Origin of the sequence: Providencia sp. PROV201 (assembly GCF_028479545.1) — a bacterium.
In the GTDB taxonomy this organism is placed as follows: domain Bacteria; phylum Pseudomonadota; class Gammaproteobacteria; order Enterobacterales; family Enterobacteriaceae; genus Providencia; species Providencia huaxiensis.
Genome location: NZ_JAMPNW010000011.1, coordinates 122,102 through 134,816 on the forward strand (window position 1 = coordinate 122,102; position 12,715 = coordinate 134,816).

General features: G+C 39.5%; 12 protein-coding genes. 8 read left to right on the plus strand and 4 right to left on the minus strand.

Annotated elements, in window-relative coordinates; translation table 11 throughout:
• Nucleotides 1-10 precede the first annotated feature (10 nt).
• Nucleotides 11-745: a tRNA(1)(Val) (adenine(37)-N(6))-methyltransferase TrmN gene (gene trmN, locus PR809_RS11295; protein ID WP_206276823.1), complete on the minus strand. Its 735-nt coding sequence runs from the start codon at nt 743-745 to the stop codon at nt 11-13.
• A gap of 158 nt (nt 746-903) precedes the next feature.
• Between trmN and PR809_RS11300 the strand changes: the two genes are divergently transcribed.
• From PR809_RS11300 to srmB, 4 genes are all read left to right on the plus strand, one after another.
• Nucleotides 904-1,635, plus strand: a complete 732-nt coding sequence (locus PR809_RS11300) for an IclR family transcriptional regulator (protein WP_102137501.1) — start codon at nt 904-906, stop codon at nt 1,633-1,635.
• Nucleotides 1,636-1,637: 2 nt separating this feature from the next.
• On the plus strand, nt 1,638-2,555 hold the full coding sequence (hutG, locus tag PR809_RS11305; RefSeq protein WP_195697461.1) for a formimidoylglutamase: 918 nt from the start codon (nt 1,638-1,640) through the stop codon (nt 2,553-2,555).
• A 397-nt stretch (nt 2,556-2,952) separates the two neighbouring features.
• On the plus strand, nt 2,953-4,158 hold the full coding sequence (gltS, locus tag PR809_RS11310) for a sodium/glutamate symporter (protein WP_166267584.1): 1,206 nt from the start codon (nt 2,953-2,955) through the stop codon (nt 4,156-4,158).
• Between the two features lie 182 nt (nt 4,159-4,340).
• Complete coding sequence (gene srmB / locus PR809_RS11315) at nt 4,341-5,678, plus strand: ATP-dependent RNA helicase SrmB (RefSeq protein WP_102137498.1); 1,338 nt, start codon at nt 4,341-4,343, stop codon at nt 5,676-5,678.
• Between the two features lie 32 nt (nt 5,679-5,710).
• On the opposite strand, the gene PR809_RS11320 is transcribed toward srmB, so the two are convergent.
• Nucleotides 5,711-7,156 carry an ankyrin repeat domain-containing protein gene (locus tag PR809_RS11320; RefSeq protein WP_231068388.1) on the minus strand — a complete coding sequence of 482 codons (1,446 nt, stop codon included), beginning with the start codon at nt 7,154-7,156 and terminating at the stop codon, nt 5,711-5,713.
• 158 nt (nt 7,157-7,314) lie between these two features.
• On the minus strand, nt 7,315-7,698 hold the full coding sequence (gene grcA, locus PR809_RS11325) for an autonomous glycyl radical cofactor GrcA (RefSeq protein ID WP_004912835.1): 384 nt from the start codon (nt 7,696-7,698) through the stop codon (nt 7,315-7,317).
• 378 nt (nt 7,699-8,076) lie between these two features.
• Between grcA and ung the strand changes: the two genes are divergently transcribed.
• Nucleotides 8,077-8,757, plus strand: coding sequence for a uracil-DNA glycosylase (gene ung / locus PR809_RS11330; RefSeq protein WP_206277046.1), 681 nt, complete (start codon nt 8,077-8,079; stop codon nt 8,755-8,757).
• Nucleotides 8,758-8,811: 54 nt separating this feature from the next.
• Here the strand turns inward: ung and grpE are convergent, their stop codons facing one another.
• A complete protein-coding gene (grpE, locus tag PR809_RS11335) occupies nt 8,812-9,405 on the minus strand; it encodes a nucleotide exchange factor GrpE (protein WP_166267586.1) in 594 nt (197 codons plus the stop codon).
• A 101-nt stretch (nt 9,406-9,506) separates the two neighbouring features.
• On the opposite strand from grpE, the gene nadK reads away from it, so the two are divergent.
• From nadK to bamE, 3 genes are all read left to right on the plus strand, one after another.
• Complete coding sequence (gene nadK / locus PR809_RS11340; RefSeq protein WP_102137494.1) at nt 9,507-10,406, plus strand: NAD(+) kinase; 900 nt, start codon at nt 9,507-9,509, stop codon at nt 10,404-10,406.
• Between the two features lie 86 nt (nt 10,407-10,492).
• Entirely contained in the window at nt 10,493-12,154 is a 1,662-nt protein-coding gene (gene recN / locus PR809_RS11345) for a DNA repair protein RecN (protein ID WP_206277047.1), read from the plus strand.
• Between the two features lie 112 nt (nt 12,155-12,266).
• Entirely contained in the window at nt 12,267-12,659 is a 393-nt protein-coding gene (gene bamE / locus PR809_RS11350) for an outer membrane protein assembly factor BamE (protein WP_166267590.1), read from the plus strand.
• Nucleotides 12,660-12,715 lie beyond the last annotated feature (56 nt).

Consider the following 12,715-nt stretch of genomic DNA (forward strand, 5'->3'; position numbering starts at 1 on the left):
TTTACCTAATTTAGTATTTCACATAAAATGGTTGGATTAGTTTACGAAATTCATCGGTATATTCCCCATTTTCTTCCTTGAGCGCTAATGATGTCACCTTAGTTTCAATATTCTGTAATCGTAAACCTAACAACATCCGATGATAAGGTGTTACCCTTTTATCACTCACATTGATGCGAAAAGCAGTAAACCAGCCAGAATCTTCGGCCATCTTCTGTAATTTCTCCCCTGCGTCATGTGGTAGCACTAAGCAAAATAGTCCATGAGCAGCAAGGCAAGCTTTCGCACTTTCAAGTAAAACATCATGTGTTAACGTTGATGTATATCTTGCTTGGTCTCGTTTTTCATCTCGACATGCAACCGCAGGCTCGAAGTAAGGTGGGTTACTGACAATTAAATCATATTGCGCGGGAGACGACTGGCTGTAACTTACAATGTCCTGGTTGATAACCTGTAAACGCTCAGCCCATGGTGACCCAATAAAGTTTTCTTGCGCTTGCGCTGCTGCATCACTATCTAACTCAACGGCATCAACACGTAATATTGTATTTCTCTGTGCTAGCATCAACGCGATTAACCCACTACCGCTCCCAATATCTAAAGCAGACAGGATACCCTCTACAGGGGCCCAAGCACCCAATAGCACACCATCCGTTCCCACTTTCATCGCACATCGGTCATGAGCCACAAAAAACTGTTTAAACGTAAAACCGCCTTTGCGGTAATTCTTTTGTTGCTTACACATTCAGGCACTCTAATTGGTTAATACTTATTCGATCATTCTCATTTTAAGCAAATAAAAGTGATAATTTAACCTATTTGCTACAATATAATTCTCATATTACGGGAATTATATTTGAGACGGAAAAAATTTACTGATAAGTTCGAAAAAAAGGAGATGCCATGAACAGTATAAATAGAACCTTAGACATCTTGTCTTACATTACAACTTGCGCCTCTCCGGTGACACCACAGTCTATTTCGTCAGCGCTAGATATCCCATTATCAACCGTTTATCGGTTACTGACAATTCTCATAGATTGGGAATTTGTATCTCACGCAAAACAATACGGTACATATTGCGTCGGTTCGCAGAGTATCAAAAATCAAGAAAAATACTATCACCACAGTTTATTGATGAGCGCCTCTAAACAAGAGCTACAAACTTTAGCGAAAAAAACCCAAGAAACCGTGGCGATTATCACCTCAAATCTACGAGAAACCATTTGTGTCGACATGATTGAGAGTGAACAAGCACTGCGCTGTTCCTTTATTATTGGTCGTGGTAATACCTTAATTAAAGGCGCCAGTGCGAAAACATTGTTAGCTTTTCGCCATGAACTCTATCAAAAACAAGTGGTTGAGGCTCATACAAAGCAATTAACCACTGAACAACAAAAAATAAAGCTACAACAAGATTTACAACAAATACGCCAACAAGGTTACGGCATGTCTGTAAGTGAAATCGATGAAGGCGTACTGGGTGTCTCTGCCCCCATTTTCAAAGGGAATGATGTATTAGCGGTCGTTTCAGTTATGGCACCTGAATTTCGTTCTACGCATCGTGTGGATGAATTTATCACGCACACCTGCCAAGCCGCGCATAACATCACTAAACTAATTAACTTGGAGTAACTATGACACAACCTTTCCAATGGCAAGGGCGCACAGATGGTGAAACACAAGAACACTTGCGCATCCACCAAGTCATGAACAAACACGCACCCGCCAAATTTGCATTAATTGGTTTTGCCTCTGATGAAGGCGTCCGACGTAATAAAGGCCGCCAAGGCGCTAAAGCAGGCCCTGATGCAATTCGTCATCAGCTGGCAGGGTTGCCTATTCATCAACCACTTGCGATCAAAGACGTTGGTACAATTCGCTGTGATGATGGCAATTTAGAAGCAGCACAGCGCTGCTTATCCGACCAACTTATTGCTCTCCTCGCTGATAACCAAAAGCCGATTGTCCTTGGCGGTGGTCATGAAGTTGCATTTGCAAGCTTCCAAGGTTTGTTTGACTATGTTGAACAGTATCAAACAGGTAAAACGATTGGCATTATCAACTTTGATGCACATTTTGATTTACGCGAAGCCCCTGTCGCCACATCTGGCACCCCATTTTTACAGTCCGCCATGCTGTGTCAGCAACACCAACGTCCTTTCCAGTATTTATGTTTAGGCATCGCTGATCATGGCAATACAAAAGTCCTATTCGATACCGCAGATAAATTGGGTTGCCAATATATCCGCGATAAAGAGTTAGCTTATTCCAAGCTACCTCAAGCTATTGAAAAAATTAAAAACTTTATTGACGCTGTAGACTATTTATATGTCACCGTTGATTTAGATGTATTTTCTGCAGCTATCGCACCGGGTGTGAGTGCGCCTGCACCGAAAGGCATTTCCACTGAAATTTTTGATGAACTATTTGCCATTATCAAGCACAGCCAAAAAATTGCTGTTTTTGATATCGCAGAATGCAACCCTGAATTTGATATTGACAACCATACTGCCAAACTCGCGGCTTATTTGATTTACCAATACTTATTCTAATAAAACAACACAACAACTCGACTGATAAATACACTGTTTCTCACGCTGTTAAGATAATTAATTTTCAAACACCACAATAAAAATAGCTTTGAAGTTGATTATCAAACTAGCCGTAGCGCAATAACTTAATGGTTTTTAACTATTGAATTTCGCGTTACAGCTAGGCGGCAAGTGACGTTATCCCTAGGAGCATACAAAAGTATGTGACTAGGGTAACGGAGCGCGGCCAACAACGCTGTAGCGCAATGACTTAATAGTTTTTAACTATTGAATTTCGCGTTACAGCTAGGCGGCAAGTGACGTTATCCCTAGGAGCATACAAAAGTATGTGACTAGGGTAACGGAGCGCGGCCAACAACGCTGTAGCGTGAAAGACAACAGTTAAAAAGGGAAAAATATGATTCTACACCTCGACACACTCTCCACCCTCTTCCTAACGGTGATCTGCCTACTCATGGGGATCCACTTAAAAAAACGCATCGAATGGCTACAACGCTTCTGTATCCCTTCTCCCGTCATTGGTGGTTTTCTCGTTAGTTTGATCATTTGGGGGCTTAAATCATTTAACCTAGCCGAAATCAACTTTGATACCAGTTTACAAACCTTCTTAATGGTCGCCTTCTTTACGACTATTGGTATTGATGGCAGCTTCCGCATCTTAAAAAGTGGCGGCCGGTTACTCTTTATCTACCTGTTTATCTGCTGGTTTGTGGTTATCTTCCAAGACACCTTTGGTGCAGGCCTTGCGCATTTACTCGGTGTTGACCCTGTTATTGGTATCATGGCTGGTGGTGTTTCACTTACTGGGGGCCATGGCGGTGCGGCTGCCTTTGGTGGAATGGCTGAAGGCCTTGGTGTGCAATCTGCAACAGTTGCAGCAATTGCCGCGGCAACTTTTGGCCTAATTACAGGAAGTTTACTCGGTGGCCCTATTGCAACATTCTTAATTAAGAAATTTAATGTGCAGATTAAAGCAGATGAAAACGTTGAGCGAGTTCAAGTTCCTGAAACTATCGCAGGGAAAATTGAATCTATCGATGCTCATGCTTTTCTAAAAATGCTGGCGCTCGTCCTAGGGATTATGGTCATCGGCCAATTCGCTTCAGCGCAATTTACTAAAGCAACCGGGTTTTCGTTACCCAGCTATGTTGGGGCGATGATCATTGCAATCGTAATTCGCAATGTTAATGACCAAGTAGAATTATTCCGTATTAACCAAAAATCGGTTGACCTTATCTCTGAAGTTTCACTTGGCCTATTTTTAACTATGGCTATGATGTCACTGAAAATATGGGAACTAAAAGCTGTTGCTTTGCCACTATTCACCATATTATTGGCACAAGTCATTATTTTAATTCTATTAGTTGTCTTTGTCATTTTCCGCTTATTAGGCAAAAACTACGATGCCGCGGTAATGTGTGCTGGCTTAATGGGGCATGGTTTAGGCGCAACGCCAAATGCAATGGCAAATATGTCCTCTGTATGTGAACGTTACAAACAAGTATCAATGAAAGCTTTCATGATTGTGCCACTCAGTGGTGCGGTGCTCATTGACTTAGTTGGTATTCCTTATCATACATGGTTAATTAATATACTTAGCTAAGCATGATGAAGGAGGAGCTTTCTCCTCCTTCAATTATTTATCTTCCCTGTATTTCATTCATATGTATCGATATATCGCTCCCTGTCCGTAATGAAAACAGTTACACTTGAGCAAAGCTGATTTTTTCAGGTGAACAATTTTGCTAACCTGTTTATAATCAGCGCCCCAAATAGAGGTATATCATGACTGCATCCACTTTTACTGAACTTGAACTTGATGAAAGCCTAATAGATGCGCTTTCAGACAAAGGCTATCAACGTCCGACCGCTATTCAAGCGGCAGCCATTCCTGCTGCAATGGATGGCCGCGATGTATTAGGTTCAGCCCCGACAGGAACAGGTAAAACCGCCGCGTTTTTACTGCCTGCGATCCAACATTTACTTGATTTCCCTAGAAAGAAATCAGGTCCGCCTCGCGTTCTAGTTGTCACGCCAACGCGTGAATTAGCCATGCAGGTTGCTGACCAAGCAAAAGAATTATGCGCCCATAATCACTTAGATATCGCTACAATCACGGGTGGTGTAGCTTATATGAATCACGCTGAAGTTTTCAGCGAAAATCAAGACATTGTCGTCGCAACAACAGGCCGTCTACTCCAATATATTAAGGAAGAAAACTTTGACTGCCGTGCCGTTGAAATTTTGATCCTTGATGAAGCTGACCGCATGCTCGACATGGGGTTTGCAAATGACATAGAAACAATCGCAGGTGAAACACGCTGGCGTAAGCAAACCATGCTGTTTTCTGCCACTCTTGAAGGCGAAGCGATTCGTGATTTTGCTGAGCGCTTATTAGAAGACCCAATTGAAATTGATGCAGACCCTTCTCGTCGTGAACGTAAAAAAATTCAGCAATTTCATTACCGAGCTGACACGCTAGAGCATAAAACAGCCTTACTGTGCCATTTATTAAAACAAGACGAAGTCACCAAAGCCATCGTTTTCGTACGTAAGCGTGAGCGTTTACGCGAATTAGTTCAATGGCTACGTGAGGCCGGTATCGAGCCTTGCTATCTCGAAGGTGAAATGCCACAAGCTAAACGCAATGAAGCTGTACGCCGCCTAGTTGATGGCCAAGTTAAGGTACTCGTTGCAACAGATGTGGCTTCTCGTGGTTTAGATATCGAAAACGTTAGCCATGTATTTAACTTTGACTTACCGAGAACTGCTGATGTGTACTTGCACCGTATTGGTCGTACTGGTCGAGCGGGCCGTAAAGGAACGGCAATTTCCTTAGTCGAAGCGCATGATTTCCCTTTATTTGGTAAAATTACTCGTTATATTGAAGAGCCTATCAAGATCCGTGTTGTGGATTCTTTACGTCCAACAACTAAAGCCCCTTCAGAAGCGATGTTAAATAAACCAAAACCATCGAAGAAAGTACTTGCTAAGCGTAAAGAAAAGAAAAAAGAAGAACAAGCCAAGAAAAAAGAAAAAGTACGCCATCGCGACAAGAAAAATATTGGGAAACGTCGTACTCCTGCTAGCCCTTCCGTATCAACAGATAACGACAAAAGCTAGTCACTAAAAACGGGTTTAGGCCCGTTTTTTATTTAGCTCATCATTTGAAAAGCTTTATCTCGCATTTGTTTACCTTCAGGCGTTAATAAATCATATTTAATAATGTGGTTACCAAGTATATCCTTACAGTCTAACCCTTTATTATTTTTGATTCGCCAATCAGCCCCATTCTCTAATAATAATGCAGCAACATCGAGAGCATGGCTATTTAAGGCATCGTGTAAAGGAGTATTCCCAAAATTATCTCTAATATTAACTGCTAACCCATTTTTTAATAAAAGTTGTGATTGTACAAAACAGCCATTTTGCGCCGCTAAATGTAGAATACTTTTTTGTTCTCTTGATTGAAACATTTTAATTGTTTGACCATATCGGGATTCAATTAAAATTTTCATAAATTGCCCATTAGCCGTTCTAACTGAGTGTTGAGCCAGAAAATTAATGTCACAAGGTTTATGGCCTAATGATAAAAGTGCTGAAAACTCAGTTATATTCCCTTTTCTTATTGCACTTTCACAACACTCTTGCCAACTCATTTCCTGTTTTTCTTCTTTAATTGGAAACGTTTCTAATGGTATTTCTTTTACCTTATTATATTCACCTGTAATTGCATTCCAATTATTCCATGGTTTATACTTGCACATAACCCTAATAATTTTAAGCATTGAATGAGCAATAAAACTTCTTGTCAATAAACGGGTCGGTAACCAATCTTTCCAAGAACTATGTTCGCTATAAGCCATTTTAATACAATTTCCCAACGCAGAAGGGATCGGTAAAGAGTTTTGTAATCTATCGAGCCAGTCATATTGCACCGTGTAATAGCGTATCAACCCTTCTTGTGCCATTTTTTCAGCAATGTGATAATCAATCCCAATATTATTAATAGTGTTTTTTGCCAACCCTGCAGGACTGAATGCAATACAGGGGGATTGACTCGCTAACGCCGCAATTGAAGCTAGTCCTCCTCCTAATGAATGTCCCGTGCAAATCGTATTTCCATTTACTGCATTGAATAAAATATTCATCAAGTTAACAGCTTGATAATATTGAAACTCATAAAAACCAAGACCTTGACGAATATTACTGTAAAAATCGATAATATCATTAGTACCAGCAAAACAAAGAATATATAAATCATTAAATCGACAGATATTAGCTTGAAATCCTGTTTGATCGTCATTTAATAATTCAGCGTTAATTCCAAGATCATAAATCTCTTTATTATTTAATCTTTCAACTCCTTGTATATTCCGCCAATCTTTATGATAGGCCCCCTGCGATAGTAAAGCTAAAATATAATCGTTTTGTTGAGCATGCCCTCCTAAAAAATCCTCTCTTAATATATTTTTAGGCCATTGTTCTGTTATGCAAGGTTTAATCTCTTGGTGTTCTTGCCGTAAATAAATATTTAAATTTTCTCTAACAAAAACATATTCATCTTTTTTTGATAGTGTTTGTTGTGTAGATAATAACATGAATTCTCCCTAACAAGTGTATTTGTTGGAAGAATATTGAAATACAAATAACCAAGGAGGGAAATAATCAACTTTATTAGTAACAAATAAAAAGCCATTGATAACAATGGCTTTAGAATTTAATATACATTACTAGATGTAATTATATTTAATATTTATTACAAGCTTTCAGTGAAAGTACGAGTAATAACATCACGCTGTTGTTCTGGTGTTAATGAATTAAAACGCACAGCATAACCAGAAACACGAATTGTTAATTGTGGATATTTTTCTGGATTTTTGACTGCATCTTCTAATGTTTCACGGCTCAATACGTTAACATTTAAGTGCTGACCACCTTCAACGCGTACAGTTGGTTTCATTTCTAAAGGAACTTCACGATACTCAAAAGCACCTAATTCGTCTTTAGCAACGATTTGCCCTTCGTTATAATCGGCTTTCGCACAAACACAACGAGCTTCATTTTTTTCGTCATCGAGTAACCAGAACGAATTCAACAATGCTGCATTATCAGTTTTTGTAATTTGAATACCTGTAATCATGTCGACCTCCACGTTCGAGCTAGATTGCATTCGATTTGCTTAATAAATCGAAGCTACATTAACCATTAATCTTATGAAAACTTGCAATTGGATATTTGGTCTAACCAATGTATATAGGTATTTTATACCAGCTAGAACCCCTTTTTTCTTTGATATTTATCAATTATTCCACTTAGCAACTAATTTACTCAGCTCAACTTTATGATTTAAATCAAAATTCATAATTTGTTTTTTTAACTATTTTTATAAAATTTCAATTTTTTTTAAATTAATCGTCAATATCAGGGCTTTATCTCTCCCTCATGAACCAGTAAGCTTATAGCTATCAACTGGTTCATATAATTGTTCCTTCATAAATTCATTGTTATGGAATATTTCATGTCAAACTCCATTACGTGGCACGATGTTATTGGCCCTGAAAAATCAAAACCTTATTTCAAAGAAACATTGGCGTATGTCGCAGAGCAACGTAAAAATGGTAAGGTTATCTACCCTGCTCAAGACGACGTTTTTAATGCATTTAAGTATACCGAGCTTTCCGATATTAAAGTGGTTATCCTAGGACAAGATCCTTATCATGGACCAGGGCAAGCCCATGGTCTCTCTTTTTCCGTACTTCCTGGAATTAAGCCACCCCCATCATTAGTGAATATGTATAAAGAGCTCGAAAAGGATATTGATGGATTTCAAAGGCCGGCTCATGGTTACTTGCTCAGTTGGGCTCAACAAGGCGTTTTACTCCTTAATACCGTCCTCACCGTAGAACAAGGCAATGCCCATTCCCATGCGCATTTAGGTTGGGAAACATTTACAGATAAAGTCATTGAAGCAATTAATGAAAATACTGAGGGTGTGATTTTTTTACTCTGGGGCTCGCATGCCCAGAAAAAAGGTAAAATTATTGATACCAAACGCCATCATGTTCTGAAAGCACCTCACCCTTCTCCGCTTTCTGCTCACCGTGGTTTTCTAGGATGTGGACATTTTTCACAAACAAATGAAATTTTAGCTCAGCAGGGCAAAACCCCCATTGATTGGGCGCCAGTGATTAATGAATAATTTCAGATTGTAGACATAGAAAAAATGGGATACTTATGCATCCCATTTTATCAATTACTTAGATACAATAACCATTGCAGGTCTGAGTAAACGGTTATTTAGCGTGTACCCTTTTTGCATCACATTAATCACATGATTAGCTTGGTGATCTGGTGACTCAATCATCGTTATCGCTTGATGAACTTCAGGATTGAATGGCACATTCACTTCACTTACAGGCTCAATACCGAACTTAGCCACGGCATCTAAGAAGGTTTTCAGTGTTAAATTTAGCCCTTCTAACATCGCTTTAGACTCTTCACTTTCATGGTCTGCAGCATCTATTGCGCGTTCTAAGTTATCAATCACTGGTAATAATTCATTTGAGAATTTTTCCAATGCAAATTTATGTGCTTTCTCGATATCTTGCTCAGTCCTGCGACGAATATTTTCAATTTCGGCGTGTGCACGCAACATTGCTTCACGTTCAGTTTTTTGTGAAGCCTCTAATTGTTGCTCAAGCTCAGCAATACGCGCGGCTAACGCTTGTTCGTCTGCTTGTAATTCATCAGCTTGTTGAACGTCTACTTCTTGCTCTACTTGAACTTTTTGTGATTCATTTTGCTCAGAAGCTTGCTCATCATGCATGTTTTGGTCTTTACTACTCATGAATATCTCCGCGTATTTAGCATTAATCCCATATATGAGAGTATTATGGGGATCTAATACAGGGATTCAAGGGAAGTCATACAATCAGAGGCCAAAAAAGTATGCGAAAGGACAATAATACACCACCAACACATTTTAAAACGATAGGCATTGTCGGGCACCCTAGGCACCCTGAGGCATTGGCAACTCATGAATTAATATACCATTGGTTAATTTCAAAAAATTATCATGCCATTATCGATAAACAAGTTGCTAAAGATTTAAAATTAACTAATGCCAACACTGGGACATTAACTGAAATAGGCCAACAGGCTGATTTAGTTGTCGTCGTTGGCGGTGATGGCAACATGCTTGGTGCTGCTCGTATTTTATCTCGGTATAATAATAAAGTTATTGGTGTAAATCGTGGTAATCTCGGTTTCCTTACTGATTTAGACCCTGATAACGCATTACAACAACTTTCGAGTGTTCTTGACGGTAAATATCGTGAAGAAAGACGTTTTTTGCTCGAAGCACAAGTTATTAAAGCTAACCAAAAAGCACGTAAAAGCACCGCAATTAATGAGATTGTTCTCCACCCTGGCAAAGTTGCGCATATGATCGAATTCGAGGTCTACATTGATGAAAAATTTGCCTTTTCTCAACGTTCTGATGGCTTGATTATCGCCACACCAACGGGCTCTACAGCTTATTCTCTTTCCGCAGGTGGCCCTATTTTAACCCCAAACTTGGACGCGATTGTATTGGTGCCCATGTTTCCACATACCTTATCCTCAAGACCACTGGTCATTAGCAGTGACAGCAGTATTCGGCTGAAATTTTTACGAACAAATATTGATTATGAAGTCAGCTGTGATAGCCAAATCATGCTTCCTATTCAGGATGGCGAGGAAGTGATTGTTAAACGTAGTAATAAAAATCTTAATTTAGTTCATCCACAAGATTATAATTATTTCAATACGTTAAGTTCAAAATTAGGCTGGGCTAAAAAAACTTTCTAATTTTTTCATTCTGCCTCTTTACTGTATAAAAAAACAGTCATACACTGTATTAAAACACAGGTGTGTATTTTTACAGGAGAGCGCAGATGCTTACCCAACTAACAATTAATAATTTTGCAATCGTACGTGAATTAGAAATTGATTTCCGTAATGGTATGACCGCCATAACCGGTGAAACAGGTGCGGGTAAGTCTATTGCTATTGATGCACTTGGCCTGTGTCTAGGGAATCGAGGTGAAGCCAATATGGTACGCCCTGGTGCACAACGTGCTGACCTTTGCGCTCGCTTTTCCTTAGTAGATGCACAATTAGCTGCCAATTGGCTTACAGAACACCAACTTGATAACCAAAATGAGTGCTTATTACGTCGTACTATCTCTCCAGATGGTCGCTCCCGTGGCTTTATTAATGGCGTTTCAGTTCCTTTATCACAACTTAGAGAACTAGGCACATTGCTGATTCAAATCCATGGTCAACACGCACACCAGCTCTTGCTAGATAGCTCTCATCAAAAATCCTTGCTTGATGCCTATTCCAACCAGCAAGAACTACTGGTTCAAATGAAAAAGGCATGGCAAACATGGCATGATTCCTGCCAACAATTAGCCGTCTTTCAAAAGCAGGTGCAAGAGCGTGAATCTCGGCAGCAACTGCTGGAATATCATCTGAAAGAACTAAACGAATTCCTCCCTGTTCAAGGAGAGTTTGAAGAAATAGACCAAGAATATAAGCAACTCGCTAATCATGGGCAGTTTTTAGCTATTGGGCAAACAACAACACAAATACTATCCGAAAATGATGATTCGAATGTTATTAGCTTATTAAATATGGCAAAAAATGAATTGACTGACTTGGTTGCTCTCAATCCTAAATTCTCAGAGTTACTTGATATGCTTGAAGAAGCATCAATACAAGTCAGCGAAGTCAGCGATGAAATCAAGCACTATTGTGACCAATATGAGCTTGACCCTAATCGCTTGTTTGAACTGGAAAAACGCATCTCCAAACAAATCAACTTAGCGCGTAAACACCATGTCACACCAGAAGCCTTACCTGAATTATTTCAGCAATTACTAAGCGAACAAGAACAGATAGCCAATCAGAATGAAGACGCAGAAGTCTTAAATGCACAAGTACGAGCGAATCATCATACAGCTCTCGAATGTGCAAAACGCTTACACCATGTACGTTTACATTATGCACAAGAGTTAAGTACATTAATTACCAATAGTATGCATCAACTTTCAATGCCTCATGGCCTATTTACTATTGATGTAAAATTTATACCTGAACAACTACAAATCGATGGTGCCTGTAAAGTAGAATTCAATGTGACGACTAACCCAGGACAACCACACCAAGCGCTTGCTAAAGTTGCATCGGGTGGTGAATTATCACGTATAGCATTAGCTATCCAAGTCATTACTGCTAAAAAAATGGATACCCCTGCATTAATATTTGATGAAGTCGATGTCGGTATTAGTGGACCAACCGCAGCAATTGTAGGGAAGTTACTGCGTGAACTAGGTGAGTCAACGCAAGTGATGTGCGTGACACATTTACCACAAGTAGCTGGGTGCGGTCATCATCACTTTTATGTGAGTAAAGAGACAAACGGTGTAGAAACAGAAACTCACATGCAATTACTGGATAAAAAAGCCAGATTACAAGAACTTGCGCGTCTTCTTGCTGGTTCTGAGGTAACAAAAAATACGCTTGCCAACGCGAAAGAGTTACTTGCAGCATAATTTTTGACAACTTTTTTATGCTTATGTGGTCTTAGAGTCGATAAGGAAGGTTTTAAATTGTATCAATGTCGATTATCATTGATGTTCTGACTCCAAAAGGAATGAGATATCCATGCGTTATAAATTGTTAACTGCTGCAGCACTATCACTCGCATTAATGTCTACGGGCTGTTCAATGATGGAACGTCTTGTCTATCACCCGGACATTAACCAAGGTAATTACCTCACAGCGAAAGATGTTGCTAAGATCCAAAAAGGAATGACACAGCAACAAGTCGCTTATACTTTGGGCACGCCAATGTTATCTGACCCGTTTGGTACTCAGACTTGGTATTATGTTTTCCGCCAAGAACTTGGTCATGACCCAGTTCAGCAAGAAACTTTAACTCTGATCTTTGATCGTAATGGCATTCTGACTGACATCAAAAACGAGAAAAATCTTGCCGCGCAGGAATCAATGGAAGCCGCTGAAACAAAAGTATCAGAAACTAAAGCCGCTGACTAACCATAAGACACTAGGGCCACCTAGTATGATAATAACAGCCTGTCTTTTGAAAAATT